The organism is Albidovulum denitrificans, assembly GCF_002973535.1.
Classification (GTDB): Bacteria; Pseudomonadota; Alphaproteobacteria; order Rhodobacterales; family Rhodobacteraceae; genus Albidovulum; species Albidovulum denitrificans.
In genome coordinates this window covers 92,621-111,055 of record NZ_PVEP01000009.1, presented here as the reverse complement: position 1 = coordinate 111,055, position 18,435 = coordinate 92,621, and the positions used below count along the sequence as shown (strand labels likewise).

At 65.2% G+C, this 18,435-nt stretch carries 9 protein-coding genes and 1 pseudogene; 1 reads left to right on the top strand and 9 read right to left on the bottom strand.

Annotated elements, in window-relative coordinates:
* Nucleotides 1-4 precede the first annotated feature (4 nt).
* The 9 genes and pseudogenes from LX70_RS16885 to LX70_RS16850 all read right to left on the bottom strand — a co-directional run bounded on the left by LX70_RS16885 (nt 5) and on the right by LX70_RS16850 (nt 16,286).
* Nucleotides 5-3,592, bottom strand: coding sequence for a TonB-dependent receptor (locus LX70_RS16885; protein WP_211301748.1), 3,588 nt, complete (start codon nt 3,590-3,592; stop codon nt 5-7).
* Nucleotides 3,585-10,802 (bottom strand): DUF7507 domain-containing protein, encoded by a 7,218-nt coding sequence (locus LX70_RS16880; RefSeq protein WP_105515975.1) that lies wholly within the window; start codon nt 10,800-10,802, stop codon nt 3,585-3,587. Before LX70_RS16880 ends, LX70_RS16885 begins: the two co-directional genes overlap by 8 nt.
* A 469-nt stretch (nt 10,803-11,271) precedes the next feature.
* A pseudogene (locus LX70_RS20960) lies at nt 11,272-11,457 on the bottom strand (IS3 family transposase); the annotation flags it as partial.
* 291 nt (nt 11,458-11,748) lie between these two features.
* Complete coding sequence (locus tag LX70_RS16875) at nt 11,749-12,081, bottom strand: type II toxin-antitoxin system RelE/ParE family toxin (protein ID WP_105515974.1); 333 nt, start codon at nt 12,079-12,081, stop codon at nt 11,749-11,751.
* A complete protein-coding gene (locus tag LX70_RS16870) occupies nt 12,081-12,371 on the bottom strand; it encodes a hypothetical protein (RefSeq protein ID WP_105516014.1) in 291 nt (96 codons plus the stop codon). Before LX70_RS16870 ends, LX70_RS16875 begins: the two co-directional genes overlap by 1 nt.
* Nucleotides 12,372-12,799: 428 nt before the next feature.
* A complete protein-coding gene (gene istB, locus LX70_RS16865; protein ID WP_105515973.1) occupies nt 12,800-13,528 on the bottom strand; it encodes an IS21-like element helper ATPase IstB in 729 nt (242 codons plus the stop codon).
* Entirely contained in the window at nt 13,461-15,029 is a 1,569-nt protein-coding gene (istA, locus tag LX70_RS16860) for an IS21 family transposase (RefSeq protein WP_105515972.1), read from the bottom strand. The genes istB and istA overlap by 68 nt, the downstream gene beginning before the upstream one ends.
* 80 nt (nt 15,030-15,109) lie before the next feature.
* A complete protein-coding gene (locus tag LX70_RS16855) occupies nt 15,110-15,622 on the bottom strand; it encodes a hypothetical protein (protein ID WP_146111639.1) in 513 nt (170 codons plus the stop codon).
* A gap of 49 nt (nt 15,623-15,671) precedes the next feature.
* A complete protein-coding gene (locus LX70_RS16850; protein WP_105515970.1) occupies nt 15,672-16,286 on the bottom strand; it encodes an alpha/beta fold hydrolase in 615 nt (204 codons plus the stop codon).
* 376 nt (nt 16,287-16,662) lie between these two features.
* Here LX70_RS16850 and LX70_RS16845 point away from each other — a divergent pair, with 376 nt between their 5' ends.
* Entirely contained in the window at nt 16,663-18,417 is a 1,755-nt protein-coding gene (locus LX70_RS16845; protein ID WP_245885118.1) for an SLC13 family permease, read from the top strand.
* Nucleotides 18,418-18,435: the final 18 nt, after the last annotated feature.

Genomic DNA, 18,435 nt, shown 5'->3' with positions numbered 1-18,435 from the left:
GGTATCAGAACTTGGCGATCAGGTTCAGGAACAGGCCAGAGCTGGTATAGTCGATGTCGGTCAGATCGTCCGACACTTCGCCCCATTCATAGCCCAGGCCCACTTTCGCGTTGTTGCCGAAGTGCCGATACAAGGCCAGCAGCGCCCCGGTATCCGTTGTCGCCACGCCTTCCGTCACCAGAACGCGCCCTTCGGCCAGCAGGTCCCACTTGTGGACGACGTTCCAGTCAAGCCGCACGATGCCAAGATGAGCGCTGTTGTCGTCGAAGAGGTCTGTCCCACGCTCGGCGATCCGCGAGGTCCGGAAGCCGTACTTGGCCCCCAGGGTCAGGCGGGACGACAGGTCATAGTTCCCGTCGATCGAGAACACATGGCTGACCTGCAAGGGGCCTTCGGTCGTCCCGTTGGCCGAGACCTGGTCCGCGCCTGGCAGGTCGCGCAGGTAGGTGTAGCGCATCAGAAGGTTCAGGCGTTCGTTGTCCACCGGACGATAGGCGTAGCCAAGGCTGGCTTCGACATATTCACCATCCAGGAAGCTGTCCTGATCGCTGGTCGATTTCAGCGCGTCCAGGTTGGCCAGAACCCGCCAGTTGTCGTTCACCTTGTACTCGAAGCCGCCCGACAGCGCCCAGGTTTCGCGGTCCTGTGGCAGGCCCTCGCCGTCTTCGGTGCGGTATTCCAGCCGCGCGCGGGCGGAGACGGGGCCGTCGCCCTTGTAGGCCATCCCAAGCGACACGGCGTCACGGTCGAAGTCGCCGTTGACGCTGTCGCGGACAGTGCCGGATTCGATCCCGCCCGAGAAGGTCCAGCGGGCGTCGGGGGTGTAGGTGACACCATAGGTCCGGGCCAGGGAGCGGCGTTCGCCATAGAGGTCCCAGCCGCTTTCGGTCCAGGTCGAGACGCTGTCCGAATACTTGTAGCGACCGCCCATGACGATCTTGCCACGATCGCGACCGACCAGTTCGTAGGCGGCTCCGGTCCGGGTCGGATCAAGCGTGTAGCCGAGATAGACTTCGTTGTCGGCTGTGGGCCGGTAGGACAGCTTTGCCTTTGCCCCGGCACCCTTGTCGCCGTCCGAAACCTCGCCCGAGAGGGACAGCTTTTCGGACAAACGGGTGTCGAAGCCCACGCCCAGGCGGTCGTTGCGCCCGATCCCGCCGCTGGTCGAAAGGGTCGACTGACCAAAGACGTACAGCAGCAGGTCGTCGCTGGGCTGGTAATTCAGCCGCAGACCAAGATCGGTGCGCCGGCCGGTGTCTTCCGGTTCGGCCAGGATGCGCTGGTCCAGATAGGCCAACCCTGCCTCGACCGACCAGACCGGGGTCAGGTCATAGGTCAGACGCAGCTCGGCGCTGTCCTTGCGGTCGCCGCCGTCCTTGTCGAAGGTTTCCGCATCCAGCCCGAAGGTCAGCCGATCAGAGACTTCGACTTCGGACTTCAGGCCCAAGAGGGTCTGATCCTCGGCAATGTCCTCGGTCAGCGTCGAGAAGCCCGCGTCCTTGCGCTCGCCATACAGCTGGACGAAGCCCGGGCGGGACAGGCCAAGTTCAACGAGGTCGAAGCGCGAGTCGAAGCGGTAGGCTTGCGCCTTGCCGCCGCCGGCGATGCCGTCCGAGGTGATGGTCAACCCGCCGTCGGTCGAGAAGGCGCGGCCAATGCCAGGACCGTCGGTCTGCGCGATTTCGGCTTCGATGAAGCTGGTCTCTCCCAGCGCATAGCGCACATCGACGCCGGTCATCCGCTGGTCAGCCGCGCCGGTGGTTTCCGACAGCGCGGTGACGCCGAAGGTCAGCCGTTCGGTTGCAGCGATGGTCGCGCGACCGCCGAACGAGCTTCCGTCCAGGCTGCCGCCGGTCGGGGTGTATTCATACTGGGCGACCAGGTTCGCATCCAGGCTGCCCGACCCGTCGGTGACCAGCCCGCCATCGTCAACCGACGATCCCAGGGGCCGCGTCAGGATCAGGACGCCTTGCAGGTAGTTGATCTGGTAGTCGACCCCTTCGGTCAGGGTCGCGCGGCTGACCACCCGGCCCGTCACGGGGTCGATGGTCTCGACCGTGATGGTCTCGGAGCCGATGTTGATGTCCTGCCGCGACAGGAAGTAGACCGACCCGCCCGTCCCGCGCAGGATATCGCGTTGCGGCAGGGTGTCCGGCTGCGCGGCATAAAGCGTGACCGTGGCGCGCGGGTCACCGTTCGTGGTGACGCTGGGGGTGACATAGCGCAGCTCGGCCCCGTAAAGGCCGCGCGACTGACGCAGGAAAGTGGTGCCGTCGATGTTGGACTTGAAATCGCCCCAGGTCAGCGAGGACGCCTCCTTGGCGACCTTCAGATAGAAGCGGCCCGAGGTCGGGGCATCGTCATAGGACGTGCTGTCGTCGCCGTAGGTCGGGTACAGGTTCGACGGGTCCATCCGTTCGATGACGCGCCGGGGGTCTCTGTCGCCGAGACGGCGGAAGGCGTCCTCGATCGGTCCTTCGCCGGTATCGATTGACCCGGTGATCGTGTATCCAGCTGCCGTGGTGCCCTTGGCATATCCTGCAAGCCGCCCGTCGACATAGGTGTCCTCGTAGTCCGGATCGGCTTCGATTAGGTCATCGTCCAGGCGTTTGCCCAGGGTCAGATCGGCAATGCCGACATAGAACCAGTCCGAGACGGGGATGTTCACGTCCCGCACGACCGACCCCCCGTTCGCCTTGACGGTGACGACATGGTCCCCCGGCGGCAGGATGCGGCTGATCACGAAACGTCCGTCGGGATCGACCGGGACGGTCTCGCCCATCACCTCGACAGCGGTGCCGACATTGCCTCCCGAAATCGTGACCTGCCCGCCGCGGACCGGAATCGTCTTGCGGCGGGTGCGGTCCTCGGCCTCACCCGCAGCCGTGACGGGGCCTGTGGTGGCATGGGTCTCGAAGGCGGCCGAGGTGCGGACAAGGTCCAGCGCGACCGTCTCGTCATAGCGCCCGGCGCTGTCATAGACGCGCAGCGCATAGGCAAGCTCGCCCGAGCCATCCTCGGGCATGGTCCATTCTGTCTCGCCGTTTGGGGCCGTCGGGATGCGGGCGACGATGCCACGCCCCGGGGCTGCCATGTCATAGACGATGATCTCGGCCCGGTCGATCCAGGCGGGGTAATTGGCCGAGGCCCGGAAGGTCACCGTCTCGCCCGCCTGGTAGCTAGCGCGCAGATCGCTGGTTGAAACGTTGAGGATCGTGGCGGGGATCAGCCCGTCGTAGCGGACGTCGATGTCCGCGGCGGCGGCCTGCCGGTCGGTCGTGCGTTGCGGGGTGGCGGGGGCCAGAGCCCCTGCGACGGTCTGCCCCTCGATCGAAATCGAGAAGCCAAGCGACGAAAAGCCGGTGCCCGGCGCGGTTTCGACCGTCTCGGCGTTCTCGCCGACCGGCATTTCGACCGCGATATCGCCATTTGCCCGACGACACTCCTCGGGTTGGGGCAACAGGTTGTCCTGGCAGGCCGTCTGGGCGCTTACCGAGACGGCCGAGACAGTCAGCGAAAGCAGAGCCGTCGATGCCAGTAGTCGGGCGCGGCGGCGCGTCTTGCGGGGTTCTGCATCAAAACGCTCAGTCATCGTTACGCACCACCGTCTGTTCAATCGTAAGCTTGGTCCGGCCCAGGTCACGCCATTCGCGTCGGATGTGACGCTCGACCAGGGTCAAGAGAGCCCGTGCCCGTTTCACGCCTTCCGCATCCGTATCACTGGGGATGAAGTAGGACAGGCGCAGGGTCGGCGCGTCCCCGGCGATCTGGGGCAAAAGCGTGCCGATCCCGGCGACAAGGTCGGGCGACAGGGTTGCCTTCCCGCCTTCAGAGGCGAAGGCGCTGGCGTTCAGGTCGATCCGGACGAGTTTGCCGATCGAGGCACCGAAGTTCATCTCGACCATCTTGCCGGGGGTCAGGCGCGTCACCAGCGGGTTTTCTGTCGTCACGCGGTAGCCCGCAGGCAGCGACCGGGTGTCAAGCTTCAGGATGAAGTTCGACCCACGGTCCGACGGCAGCATCGCGCAGGGCACGCTGTAGCGGCCGAAGGCATCGGTGGTGATGATGGTGCCATCCACCCCGACCAGGCGGACACCCGCCAGTCCGGGTTCGGTGCCGTCATCCTCGATCACCTCGGGCGCGCCACCGTACTTGCCGTACTTGCCGTCCGGATCATAGGCGTCCTCGATGATCGGAGCCGCTTCGGGCGCGTCCTGATAGCCGTCGCGGTTGCGGTCGTCGAAGACCTTGCCGATCACGTCACCGCAGTCGAACACGCCTTCGGGTTCGATCCGGACCGTCGCTGTCGCGCGCTGCGCCAGAAGGCCGTTCGTGGCCGGATTGCGCAGACTGGCGACGTTCACCAGGTCTCCTGCCGCAGCGCCGTTGGTCACGCGCGCTTGCAAGGTTGCCTCTACTGTCGTCAGGGGCGGAACCGGGACATCCGGCCAGGTGATCACGCGGCCCTGTACCTCGACATCCACCGGCACCCCGTCCAGAGTGGCCGATCCCTCGACATAAAGCATGCCCGGAGGCAGGACGTCGACGATGTCCAGCTGACCCGAGACCACCGGATTGTCGTTCCGCACAGTGATCGTATAGGGCACGACGCTGCCGCGCGTAACCACGGTGCGGGGGGTCGTCTTGGTCAGCGAAAGACCCGTTGGCGCCAGGCTGGGATCGACCCGCAGTTCGGTGGGATCGTCCACTGTGTTGCCGTCGGTATCGTCGCCATCATCCGAAACGTCGCTGACCGGCACCGGCACCACGGATGGCGGCAGGCCCGGTGGCACGACGGTCGTCGCGTCCGCCGTGACGGTGTTGCTGATGCCGCCGCCGCTGACCGCCTCGATGGTCAGTGTGAAGGTCGCCGTGTAGGTCGCGATCTCATCCACCGCAAGTGTCCCGGCAGGCGAGCCTGCGCTGGCGGACACGAAGGTCGGCCCTGAGTCCAGCGTCAGACCCGTGCCCGAGATCGTCGTCAGCGTGTCGGTCAGCGTCAGCCCGGTGACCGAGGTGTTCGACTGGTTCTCGACCGTGATGGTGAAGGTGACCAGATCGCCGACCCCTAGGATGCCGTCGCCGTTGTCGGTGGTCGCCAGCGTCTTCGTGGCCTCGATGACGCCGACCGGGGCCTGATAGACCGTTTCGGTCGTCGTGTCGCAGACCGTGGGCACCACGACCGAGCAGATTTCGTACTCGACCGTGTAGGGCCCGGCAGGCAGGCCCGGGGCAAGGGTGATGAGCCCGGTTGCGGGGTCCAGCGTCACGCCGGGGTTCGAGGTGCCGATGACGCGGATGGTCACGTTGGTCAGCGTCGCCGGCCCCCCAGCCACGGTGTCAGAGGCGAGCATCGACGTGGTCGTGCCACCATCCGTGGTGAAGGGCGGGAAGACCTCGGGGATCGCTTCGATGGCGATGGTCGGGGCGGTCTCGGTGTCGCTGTCGGTGACGGTCAAGGTATTGCCAGGACCGTAGCGCCCGGTGACGGTGGCGGTGTTCACCACCTCGCCCGCCGCGATATCGGCCGCGGTGATGGTGTAGGTTGCCGTGAAGGTCGTGCTGTCGACGGCGCCTGGCGCAAGCGAGGCGATCGGGCCGCCGCTTACGACCACTCCCGGCAGGAGGTCGGCCAAGGTGATGGCGTTCAGCGTCACGTTTCCGGTGTTCGTCACGACAAAGCTGTACGGGATCACGTCGCCCGCGACCGCGCCAAGCGCAATCCCCGAGACATCGGCGATCTTGTCCAGTTCGATGGCAGGCCCCTGGTTCAGCGGAACGATGGTGTCTGCGTCCAGCGTCGGATCGGCGCCGGATTCGTCGCTGACATCGACACCCACCGGAGAGGTCCCCGTCGCCGTGGCCCGGTTGCGCACTTCGCCCGCGTCGATGTCGGCCTGAGTGACCGCATAGGTCGCGGTAAAGCTGGTTGCGTCGCTTTCACCGGGGTCAAGGTCGATTGGCCCGCCCGAAAGCACCACACCGGGAAGCGGGTCGTCCAGAACCACGTTGGTCAAGGGCACGTTGCCGGTGTTCTCGACCGTGAAGCTGTAGGTGATGATCTGGCCGACGACTGTCGGAGAACCGATGGCTGACGCGTCTGCGGTCTTGACCAGCGTGATCGACGGGGCCTGGACCAGTGGTGTCACCAGCGGCGTATCATTGTCGACCGCTGTGCCCGAGTCGTCTTCGACCACCGTGCCGAAGGGATCGGTTCCCTCCGTCGTGGCCTGGTTGACGACCTCTTCGGCGTTGATGTCGGCCTGCGTGACGACATAGGTCCCCGTGAAGGTCGTGGTGTCGGACGCGCCGGGCGCAAGTGTGATCGGGCCACCGGGGATCAGGCCGCCGAGCAGCGGGTCTGTCACCGTCACACCCGTCAGGGTAACGTCGCCCGTGTTGGTGACCTCGAACGTGTAGGTGATCTCGTCGCCCGGAACGACCGGAGTCGACAGGCCGGAGACATCGGCCCGCTTCACCAGCGCGATGGCCGGGGCAAAGGCAGGGGCGACGGGTGTGGGATCGTTCTCTCCCGCTTCGTTCGCGGCGCGGTTGCCATTCGGATCGGGGTCGGTTCCGTTGTCGGATAGGTCCTGAAGCTGCGGGTTCGTCGCCGAAGTCTGGCCCGAAAGCGCGCCCACCGCGTCGACAGTGGCCTGGTTCTCGTAGCGGCCGCCCGAGGCGAGGACGGGAGGCAGCGGTACGGTCGGCTGCACCCGCAAGGTGAAGTCGATCTGGCAGGTCGCACCCGCTGCCAGAGTGAATCCGCTGGCGACCGTGTTGACGCCGGCCCCGTTGAAGCCCGCATTCAGCCCACCACAGCTGCCCGAAGGCGCCGCAAGCATCGTGTAGGAGCCGGGCGTCAGGGGGTCGGTTCCCGGGCTTGCCAGGCTGACCTGAGTGCCAAACAGCGGCGCTGCACCATCCAGATCATCGGTGACCGCGCCCGAGGTCAGACCCTCAAGGCTCAGGTTCTCGACCAGCAGGGTGAAGGGCACGTTGAAGCTGCCATCGGCGTTGACGGTCAGCGTTCCGGCCCGCTTGGCGATGCCGACACTGGCTTGCGGGACAACCGGGAACAGATAGCCGGTCGCCGCAGTGTTCGCAGGCAGGGAGACCGAGCTGATCACCGTCGGCCCGGTGACGGTTCCCCCGACCGAGCCGGCCGTGGGATCGCCATCGACCAGCCGGGGTTCCCCCACCGCGCCGCGCGTTACGGTGTACGACCCTTCCGGCAGCAGCGGGAACAGATAGGTTCCGTCTGCCGCTGTGGTAACGGTCCGGGTGATGGATGTTCCATCGAAGGCCGTGCCGGTCAAGGTCAGCGGCACGCCGCCGACAAAGGTATCGCCCGCCGTGATGGACCCGTCATCTGCGAAGTCGCGGAACACGGTTCCGGCGATCGAGGATGAGTTCACCAGCACCGTGCCACTGTTCGAGTTGTTCCCAGGCTCGACATCGCGCGAGCTTGTGGTGATCGTCGCGGTATTGGTCAGCGATTGCGCGGCCGCCGTTACGGAAACCACCCGGACCGGCACCGTGATTGTCGCGGTGCCGCCGCTGGCGAAGGTGTTCAGCGCGCAGGTGAAGGAGGTCCCCCCCGCCGTCCCGGTGCAGCTTGCGGCTGGCGTCGAGGAGGAGGTGCTGATGGTCGGCGCGCCGGTCAGTTCCATCCCGGCAGGCAACGTGTCGGACACGACAGTGCCGTCAGCCTCGGCCAGAAGTGGTCCGGTGTTGTTGCGCACAAGGATCGTCCAGGTGAACGGCTCGCGCAGGTTGATCGTGGCGGGGGTGGCGACCTTCGAGACGACCTCGACATCGGCGCGGGTGCGCACGGTGGTGACTTCGTCTTCGGTATTGTTCAGCGGGTTGGTATCGAACCCATCCACAACCTCGTCCGACGATACGGTCGCGACGTTTGTCGTGCTGCCCTTGGCCGAGCCGCGCATAGTCACGAGAATGACGCGCTCTTCCCCGGCCGGAACTGTCCCGAAGGAGCAGTTGAGCGTGCCGCCCAGGCTGCCTACCGCTGGCACAGTGCCACAGGTGCCACCGGGGGCCGAGACCGACTGGAACGTCAGACGATCCACCGGCAGCGTGTCGGTGATGTTGAAGTTCTCGGCCGCCGACGGCCCGTTGTTGCGGGCGGTGATCGTGTAGACGGTATCGTCTCCGACGGCGACAGGGTCGACGCTGTCGATCTTGTTGATCAACAGATCAAGGACTGGGTCCTGAACCGCGGTGGTGACCGAAGCACTGTTGTTCGTGGTGTCGGTTTCAGGCGTGTCCGTTGCAACGACCACGTCATTGGTGATCAAGGCGCCCCTGGTCACGTTGTTCGGACGGACCAGGATGGTCACGGTCTGCTGCGCCCCATTGCCCAGCGTGCCGAAAGTACAGGCAACGGTGTTGTTGCCCGGGCCCGTGGGCGCGGTGGTGCTTGGCAGGGTCGAGCAGGACCCGGTCGACGGCGTGGCCGACAGGAAGGTCAACCCGGTGGGCAATGTGTCGGTGATCCGCACAGCCTCGGCCGAGCTGAGCCCATTGGCGATGTTGGTTGCGGTCACGATGTAGGTCAGCGTCTGCCCCGCAACCGAAGGGTCCGGGGTCGCCGACTTGGCCACCGTAACATCAGCGCGCGGGGTGACGGCAAAGCCTGCCGTGCCGGTGTTGTTGCCAAGCGCGGGATCGGCAGTCACCGAGGAGATCGCACGGGCGCTGTTCGTGCGGCTGCCGGCCTCGCCGCCGGGGCGCACTGCAACGGTGATCGTGGCGCAGGTCCCGGCCGTGCATTGCGGAACCGAGGTGAAGGAACAGTCCAGTCGGGCGCTGGTGCCACCCGTCGGCACGACAGCGCACGAGCCGCCCGTCGTGTTTCCTGCGGCAAGCGACACCGAGACCACGCCTGCCCCGGTCGGTCCGGTCGCGCTGTTGATCAGGCCCAGAAGGTCATCCGTCAAAGTGACCGACTGCGACGTGACGGGACCTGCATTCTCGAGGCGAATGGTGAAAGTCTCGACATCGCCGGCGACAACTGTGCCCGGGGCAGCGGTCTTCACCACGCTCAGATCGGCCGAGCCACCCGGCACGACGCTGCCAACACCCACGCCGATGACGTTGTTGCTGAGGTCCGGGTCGGGGAAGTTCGGGTTCGGCGAGGTGACGGACAGGCCGTTCGTCAACGTACCCGCTGCCGAAACGAGGGTTGTCAGCACTACATCCGGCGTGGTGTCTCCGACACCCAGCGGCGCGCCCGCCGTGTAGACGCGCGAGCAGGTCACGGTCAGTGGCCCGGTCCCCGACGCCGGGGAACAGGTCCAGCCGTTCAGTGCGATGCTGGTCAGGTCCAGGCCAGCGGGCAAGGTGTCGGTCATCTCGACCGTGCCGACAAAGGGGCGGTTGCCCAGGTTGGTCGTGCTGATCCGCCAGTCATAGCTGTTGCCCACGACGACCAAAGCCGGGCTTGGCCCCGACTTGTTGGCGCGCAGGTCGGCTGTGGGTTGCAGGATCGTGGCGCCGCCATCCGTGGCGGTGTTGTTGCCCGGAATCGGATCAACCGGCCCCGCCGAGGTGATGCTGGCCGTGTTCGTCGGCGATCCCACTGTCAGGGCCGTGGTGACGATGTCGATGCTGCCAAGCGAGACGTTGGCTCCGGCAGCGGCACCGGAGGCGCGGGTGCATTCTACTTGCTGGCCGGTGGTCGTGCAGGTCCAGCCGCTGCCCGCGGACGGCGTGACCGAAACGATGCCGTAGTTCGCCGGGATCGTGTCGGTAATCACGATCGGCCCGGTGACAGGGTCTCCGGAATATTGCGAGCTCAATGTGAAGGTCACGGTGTCGCCGACGAAGACAGACCCCGAGGGCGACCGCGCCTTGCTGATCGACACGTCGCTACCGGCGGTTACGGTCGTGTTGAAGGTCGTCGTGTTGTTGGCAGTGATCGGGTCCGACGGCGTCACCGTCGCGACGCTGCCCGAAATCGTGACCGTCGACGTCGCAGCTGCGGCGATCTGACCGGTGATGTCGCGGCTGACGCTGCCTCCAACGGGAATTGGCCCTGCCACCGTACAGGTGTAGGTCGACCCCGAGAGCGTACAGCCCGCCGGAGCTGACGTGTTGGTCAGCCCCGCTGGAATCGGAACCGTGAAGCTGAAATTGGCGACCGGATCCGGACCATTGTTCGTCGCGGTGAAGGTATAAGTGGCAATGCTGCCCGATGCTGCCGTCGCAGGCCCGGCGACCGTCAAGGCGAGGTCGGAGCCCGCAGTGATTGTCGTGGTTCCGGTCACGTCATTGTTGGCCGCGTTGATCTCGGGCGCGATCGTGGGCACCCGGGCACCCATGACGACACTGCCCTGTACCGTCGTGCGGAGTCCGGCGGTCAGCGTCGCACTGGCGTTGTCAGCGAGTGGAGGCACAGAGCATGTTACGGTGGTCGCCCCCGTGGCCGGAAGCGGCGCACAGCCAGTGATCGTGCCGGATGTGGTTTCAAGCGTGGTTCCGGCAGGTACGAGCAGCTGAAGCGTGTTTGCCGGTGCTGCGTCAAACCCGTTGTTCGTGACCGTCACCTGATAGGTGATCAGTCCCCCGGCAGGGGTCGGGTCTGACCCGGTGTCGTTGATGTTCGTGACCCAGTCGACATCCTGCGCCGAGGCTGCAGTCGCTGCCGAAAGCAGAGCGACGATCAGAAGGCTCAAGACCTGCGCCGCGCGCGTCAGCCTTCTGGAAAGGCGCCTTGTATGCTGTGCGAAGGTTGCACGGTTAGCATTGCGGAACACCGGAACAGATGCGGACGAAGCCATTTACTCACCACCAGGCACTTGGCCACCATTCATTAACCATCACGTCTAAGTGACCAATCGTGTGATTTCCACCCGCTTCTTGCCTTTGACGTCCGTAAACGCAGTTTGTTGTAGAAAAAGCACAACATGTGGCGTCGGCTTGGGGGAATCACCGCACATAAAGCTGAATACGTGCAGGCGCGTTCAGGCCAGGAACGTCAAATTGCTGCCGAGGACCCAAAGCTGAACGGCCCGCGCCAAGCGGTCGCGCGCAGTTTGAACGGTCTGAGGTGTGGCTTGTGAGCTTCTCTCCGAGAATGGGGCAGTGACGGAAGTTGCGATCCGACGTCTGCCAGTCTTCCAGAGCGGGGAGTTCAGGACAGACACCGCGCAGGACCCCTGACGCGGGGTTTAAGGCCCGCGTGGTGCCGAAGGCCGTGAAGGACAGGCGCACTGAGTGGCCTCTAGTTTCCCAGGCACTTGGCTGGTTGAGTTTCTGCTGCCTGAGTTCGAAGTCAACGGGCGACAGGATGCCGGTGTTCGTGCGCTTGCGCGTCGGGGTGTCGGACGACACGATGTGCTCGAAGACGTCCCGCCTTGCGACGTTTCGGGCCGAATAAGTGCGGCGGCGGATGCGTTCGCGCCAAAGGCGTCGGAAGCAGCTTTCCGCGACCGCTCTTGGCATGGGTGCGCAGCAGGGGCGCTCATGGCTTACGCTTTATCCGGATGTCGCGCTCCTCGGTGGACCAAGCAAGCTTCCGCTTCAGCCGCCGCGAAGCCTGCCGAACTGGATGCCCATGCACCGTGATCTGCCGCGCTGCATCCCGCGTTGAACCTGTTGCAGCTGTTGCTTGTCCCCATCGCGGCCTCCCAGCCTTAAAGCCAAGCGGCAAAGCGTCTACAGAGATTGGAGATCCTTACAAAGGAGAGCTGTCGCACAGGCCCTTTTGGCCACAGCGCACCTCGGTTATCCGCTGAAGGATTTCCTTGTCTCGCCTTCGGTCATCCAGTCCTGCCCACCGAAGGCAACAATTGCGACAAAGACGCAGTTCCTGTCGAGATCGGCGCGGAACACAACGGTAAGGCGATGGCCGCGTCCGCCATGTCGGACCAGCCATCCGTCGAGGGGTTGCGCCAGACGAACGCCGGACATCGGGTTGGCTGAGATGTCTTCGATAAGGTCGTCGACCTCATCAAGGCGCAAGTCGGCGGCATGGAAGTCCCCGCCGGTGACTTCCACGATGTGATCAAGCAAAGCGGCAAGGTCCTGGTCGACCAAAGGATGTCGAACGATGCGCATCAGGCAGCGGTGCCACCGGCGGCCTTTGCTCGTCGGGCAAGATGCGCGCGCGCGCTTGACGTGATGCTTTCGCCCGTTCGGACGGGCTCCCAGGCATCAGGGGGAAGCGCCAGGCGGCGCTGTACTTCGGCTTCGAAGAGAAGACGCTCCCTCTCCCGCACGGCGCGCGCGCGCGTCATCTCGCCAGAGACCGCAGCGCTTATGTTCGGATACTCACCGCTCTCGACCAGCTCTCGGGCAAAGTTGAAAGCTGCATCCGTGAAGCTGACACTTTGTTTGTGCACGCCCATCATCTTCTCCGTCGGTAGTCCATTGGAGCACCATAGCCTTCGTGCGGCATGTTTTCAATGATCGGAAGCGGAGGAAGGGACCGTTCTATTCCCTGGGGTGACTTGTTTGCGGAAGCGGGCTCTGTTCGCTGTCTGAAGACCCAGAACGGGAATTTACCCGCAGCAGTGATACTGCGCGCATCCCGCAAGTCCCCGGTGGTGGGAGGCGAAGTTTCGAAGCGGTCATCGGCCACGCAACCTGAGGCAGGGTCGGGTCCGACCGAGGCGTTCTGTTTGCCCGGTCAGGCACATCCTTGCCTGGTGTCAATCGGCGCGCAAAACTGACCCCTTATCGGCGTCCAAAATTGACCCCCCTTGTGGTGTCGAGATCAGGGCCTGAGCCGACGGAGCTGATCACAGAGTGGAGGCGGGTCAGGCCCTGATCGGTGTCATGCGCGGTTTTTGAAGCGCCAGGACTCGTTGCCGGTTTCGAGGATTTCGCAGTGATGGGTCAGGCGGTCGAGAAGCGCCGTAGTCATCTTGGCGTCGCCGAAGACGGCCGGCCATTCACCGAAGGCGAGGTTGGTGGTGACGATGATGGAGGTGCGCTCGTAGAGGCGGCTGATCAGGTGGAAGAGCAGCTGGCCGCCGGATTGGGCGAAAGGCAGATAGCCGAGCTCATCAAGGATGACGAAGTCGAGGCGGGTGAGGTAGTCGGCCATGCGGCCCTGTTTGCCGGCGCGGGTCTCGGTCTCAAGCCGGTTCACCAGGTCGACGACATTGTAGAAACGACCGCGGGTGCCGCCCCGGATGAGGGCGCGGGCGATCGCGATGGCGAGGTGGGTCTTGCCGGTCCCGGTGCCGCCGATCAGGACGACATTGCGCTGGTCGGCGACGAAGTTGCCGGTGGCCAGGTCCTTGACCAGACCTTCGTTGATCGGCGTGTCGGTGAAGTCGAACTGCTCGATGTCCTTGGCCAGCGGCAGTTTGGCGATGGTCAGTTGGTAGCGGATCGAGCGCGCCTGCTTCTCGGCGATCTCCGATTGCAGAAGATCGCCGACGATACGGGGCGGCTCGTGCTGACGCTTGATACCTGCTGCCATGACCTCGTCATAAGCGCTGCGCATCCCATAAAGCTTGAGGCTGCCCATCAGGTCTAGGATTTGGGTGCGTTCCATGTCGGCTGGTCCTCCTGAGGCGGTCGTAGCGGGCGCAATCGGCCACGGGTTCGTGGGTCAGGCGCAGCGCGGTGGGGGTGAGTAGAATTGGCAGCGGGGTTGGATCTCGTCGTCGGGCAAGGATGTTGATGATGACCGGCGCGGAATGGACGCCTTGATCCACGGCTTCGCGACAGGCGGCCTCGACGGCCTGCAGCCCGTCATCCGGCACGCAGCTCAGGATTTGCACCATCTGCCGATCGCCGTCATCACTGCCCTTCAGCTTGCGCCGGATCGCGGCCATGGCGGGTGGGAGAACCCAGTCCCTGAAGGGCGCACCGTTGCGCAGCGCACCCGGTTTGCGCGCCAGAACAGGCACATAGTGCCACGGGTCATAGACAGTCTGGCCTCGCCCGAAGGCGCGGGCATGCTCGCCGACCACGACGCCATCCTGCCGGATGACGATCCGCTCGGCATAGGCATGCACCTCCACCGGACGTCCGACCGCCGTGGCCAGGACCGAGTATTTGTTGTTGTCGAACCGAACCGTGCAGGTCTTCGACACGGAGGCAGGCACGCTGTGGAAGCCATCGAAGCGGCCGACGTAAGGAACGAGGTGGAGTCGCTCAGTCTCGAACATCTCCCAGATCGTCTTGTCGGCCTCTTCGGGATGGCGGTGCGCCATGGCATAGGCCACGCATTTGTCCAGGAGCCAGGCGTTCAGTTCATCGAGGCTTTTGACCCGCAGGCGCGGTGTGAAGAACCGTTCCCGCACCAGCCCGACCTGGTTCTCGACCTGGCCCTTCTCCCAGCCTGAGGCTGGTGTGCAAGCGACGGGCTGGATCAGATAATGGCTGCACATCTGCAGAAAGCGGCGGTTGTATTGCCGTTCCTTGCCGGTGAAGATCGCCTCCACCGCCGTCTTCATGTTGTCGTAGACGCCGCGGGTGCAGGTGCCCTTGAAGAAGGCAAAGGCCCGGTCATGGGCATCAAAAACCATCTCCTGACTCTCGCGCATATAGGCCCGGGCGAACATCATCCGGCTGTGGCAGAGCCGGACATGGGCCACCTTGATCGTCACAGTGACGCCCGAGATCACCACGACTTCATGGCTCCAGTCGAACTGGTATGCCTCGCCCGGCGCATAGTAGAGCGGCACATAGGCTTCCGCCGTCACCGCGCCCCGACTCTGCGACCAGCTTCGGGCGAACCGGCGCACAGCATCATAGCCGCCCTCGTATCCGAGCCCGCGCAGCTCTTCGAAGAGGCGGATCAGGGTCAGCCGTTCCCGCGAAGGCTTGTTCGCATTGGACGACAAGAACTGCTCAAGCTGTCCCTGCCACGGCCCGATCCGCGGCATCGGCTGCCGCTCCCGCTCATAGCTGAAGTCCGTCTCGTCAGATCGCAGGATCTTCCGCACTGTGTTCCGCGACACGTGCAGTTCCCGCACGATCTTCTTCACCGACCAGCGCTGCACATAGAAGGCCCGCCGCACCCGCGCGATCGTATCCACCCGCTTCAACTCCCCCTCCGTCCGCTGCCTCGCAACGGACGGTCCGACAGAACATCAGGGGGGTCAAAATTGGACGCCGATACCCCGCCTCAGGGGGTCAATTTTGCACGCCGAAACACACCCGAGTTCATCGAGGTCCCGACCACCACGATCAAGGGAATGCGCGACGGCCGCGACGGCTGGGGCAACGCAAAATGGTCGGTCGTCAGCACCCGGCCCGCAGCATCGGTCAACCGCCCCAGCGGCAGGACCCGGGTCGGCACCTTCATCTTGTCGTGCCGCCAGATCATCCGGCCCAGACAGCCGCCTCCCGCCAGCATGTCGCAGCCGTCTGCCTCGATCTCGGCCAGGCCCTCGAACTGGTCGGGCGCATAGCGCGCGCCGCAGGGCATCACGATGAGGTCGCCGGGGTAAAGCGTCGAGGGCCGCCCCTCGACCAGCTGGATGCGCCCATGCTGGCCAACGGCACTGACACGGCCCAGGATCAGCTCGCCCGCGCGGGCATGTGTGACATCGGGGTCCAGCCCGGCCACAAGGTCACGCGGAATGCGCCGCGCCGAGAAAGCCCATTTGGTCTGCGTGGGCAGAGTGAAGGGGGTCATCATCATTGATCCTTAAGGTCTGGAAGGTCTGGTTAAAGGGGGAACGGCCTTAGCCGTGGTGCAGGACGCGGGTGGCAAGACCACCGATCCGCGCGCAGTCGGTGAAATCGTGCCCGCAACCAGGCAGGACGGTCAGGTCGATGTCGGGAGTGATCCCGTGGGCACAGGCCGCACGGCAGAAGGCTTCGGCATAGGCCGCTGCGCGCTCCAGCCGGGTTTTGCCCTGCAGCGCGTCCAGCGGATCGGTCTGGCGCAGACTTGCGTCGCGGCCCGTATCCATTGCCCCGACCCAAAGCCGCACTTTCAGCGCCAGATAATGCCGAAGCTGCAACCGCGACAGCGCCGCCGCGTCAAACCCGCGCAACCGCCGCCCCGTACCGTTCGGGGTGCCTTGTGCGGGACCCTGCTTCAGCCCCAGCGGCCAAGGCACCGATGTATCGGGCAAGGTATACCAGCCCGGAGCCGCCAAATGCAGCGTACCTACCCGGTGCGGATATAGCATCGCGAACCGATGGGCGAGTTGCGCGCCCCCGGAAAGCCCGAAGAGGTCGACCTGCTCCTTGGCCAGACCGGCCTGCTGCAAAAGGTCCAGCAGCACATGGTCGGGGCGGACCCGGCCGATCTGCTGAAACTGCGGCCAGTCGCGCTCGGTGAACCGTGGCACCAGAAGTGCCCGCCCCTCTGCCGCAGCGGGCGGGCTGAAAGCCTGCCACAGGGCACGGGCATCACGGGAAATCCCGTGCAGGGCCACAAGCGGTCTCGCCTTTTGCACTGGGCCAGGGCCATCCCCTCGCAGAACCCGCGATCGCAGCGCCCGTCCATCGCCCAAGGCCAGCGTCCGCTGCGCCTCATCCGGCTGGTTATCGTGGTGAAACAGGACCATGAGGCATCTCCCTTTCATGCAGGTCAAAGGGGAAACGACTGGGCCGACACTTTATTGCATGAAGTTTTTGTAACGATTTCCGCAGGTTTTCGCGCTGTTGCCTGGAATAAACCGCGCGTCCCCGCGTTTTCCGCCCAACGCTCGGAAAGGAAACGCCATGACCGATACCGCAGTCCTTCATTCGGCCATCCGCACGGGGCCAGCCCTATCCCGGCGGCCCGCTGCAGTCCCGTCCTGGATGGTTGCCACCCTCCTTGCGCTGGGATCATGCTGGTCGCTCTGGACCCTGCCCGTCGACCTTGGCACCGAGGCCCGGATGTCGCTGATCGTCACCGTCCTGACCGTGATCGGCTGGACCCTGACCCGGCTTCCGGAAAGCCTTGTCGCCCTGGCTGCGGCGATGGCCCTGGTTCTGACGGGGACCATCGGCGAGGACAAGCTTTACGCAGCACTCGGGTCTGACCTGGTCTGGCTCCTCCTTGCCGCCTTCATCATCGCCGCCGTCATCAAGGACGCGGGCCTGGCCGAGCGTCTGGTCGCCCCTTTGACGGCGCGTCGGCCAAGGTTCGCCGTTTTCGCCTTTGCCCTGGCCGCAGCCATCGCACTGACGGCCCTTGTCCTGCCATCGACATCGGGGCGGGCGGCTCTCCTCTTGCCGGTGTTCCTGGCCCTTTTGCCGCTTCTGCCCGACCAGCGACTGGCGCGAGCCCTGGCGCTGACGTTCCCGACGGTCATCCTTCTGTCGGCTGGCGGGTCTCTGATCGGCGCGGGCGCGCACCTGATCGCGGTCGAGGCGATGGTCGCCGCCGGGGCACCCCGCCTAAGCTATCTTGACTGGCTGCTTCTGGGTGGCCCGCTGGCTGCGCTTGCCTCACTGGCCGGGGTCGCGCTGATCCTATGGCTGTTCGTGCCACGCGGCCTGTGGTCCCTGCGGATGACGGCCGCCGCACCGGCAGGCCCCCGCACCACGCAACAATCGCGCATCCTTCTGGTCGTGGCGGCCCTTGTGGCCCTCTGGCTTACCGAGGCCTGGCACGGCCTTGGCATGTCGCTGGTCGCACTGATCGGCGCACTGATCCTGATGACGCGCCCCTTCACCAGCCGCAAGACGAAGGACCTGTTCCGCGCGGTCGATGTCGAGCTGATCCTTTACATGACCGCCACCATGCTCATGGCCCAGGCGATGACCGACACCGGGGCCGACCGCTGGCTGGCCACTCGGGCCATGTCGGCGCTGCCTTCGGGATTGTTGGCAAGCGGCCCCGGGGTTGCCGTCGCACTGTCTGTCATCGCTGTCATGGCCCATCTTGCCATCGCCTCGCGCTCGGCCCGGGCGGCGATCCTGATCCCGGCCGTCGCGCTGCCGATGGCGGGCCTTGGGCACGACGCGACGCTGATGATCCTGATTGCCGTCATGGGCACCGGCTTTTGCCAGACCCTGATGTCCAGCGCCAAGCCAGTGGCGATCTATGGCCTGCGCGATGAGGCGGGCTTCACCCAGGCCGACCTCTTGCGCCTTGCCCTACCGCTCGGGGTGGTCAAGACCGGCCTCCTGGTGGCTTTCGCCATCCTTGTCTGGCCACACCAGACCACAACACATCGCGCCTCGACCGAGGGGTCCGGCCCCTCCGCCGCCCTGACTGCGGACATGGTGAGAGCACTTTCCGCGGTGCCCGACATGGCTCCGCTCTGGGCTCCGGCAGACCCGGGCATGGTCATCGCCCAAAGCCCGCGGCCGCCACTCCGGCCTGATGGCCTTGGGACGCAGGCCGCCACCGCCGACACGGGCAAACCTGTCCGAAAGACCGCGCAGAAAACCGCTGCCAGGACCACGGTCGGTGGTCAATTCGCACAGGACCTGAAGCAAGCCAGACGGCAGATCGCCCGTGATCTGAACCGCCTGTTCAACTAGCGCCAGATCACAGCAACC

What these genes read in the sequence shown, in the direction of transcription:
- LX70_RS16880 (WP_105515975.1), bottom strand. Translation starts at nt 10,802, where the DNA reads ATGGCTTCGTCCGCATCTGTTCCGGTGTTCCGCAATGCTAACCGTGCA.
- LX70_RS16885 (WP_211301748.1), bottom strand. Translation starts at nt 3,592, where the DNA reads ATGACTGAGCGTTTTGATGCAGAACCCCGCAAGACGCGCCGCCGCGCC.
- LX70_RS16875 (WP_105515974.1), bottom strand. Translation starts at nt 12,081, where the DNA reads ATGCGCATCGTTCGACATCCTTTGGTCGACCAGGACCTTGCCGCTTTG.
- istB (WP_105515973.1), bottom strand. Translation starts at nt 13,528, where the DNA reads ATGGAACGCACCCAAATCCTAGACCTGATGGGCAGCCTCAAGCTTTAT.
- LX70_RS16855 (WP_146111639.1), bottom strand. Translation starts at nt 15,622, where the DNA reads ATGACCCCCTTCACTCTGCCCACGCAGACCAAATGGGCTTTCTCGGCG.
- LX70_RS16870 (WP_105516014.1), bottom strand. Translation starts at nt 12,371, where the DNA reads ATGGGCGTGCACAAACAAAGTGTCAGCTTCACGGATGCAGCTTTCAAC.
- LX70_RS16845 (WP_245885118.1), top strand. Translation starts at nt 16,663, where the DNA reads ATGACCGATACCGCAGTCCTTCATTCGGCCATCCGCACGGGGCCAGCC.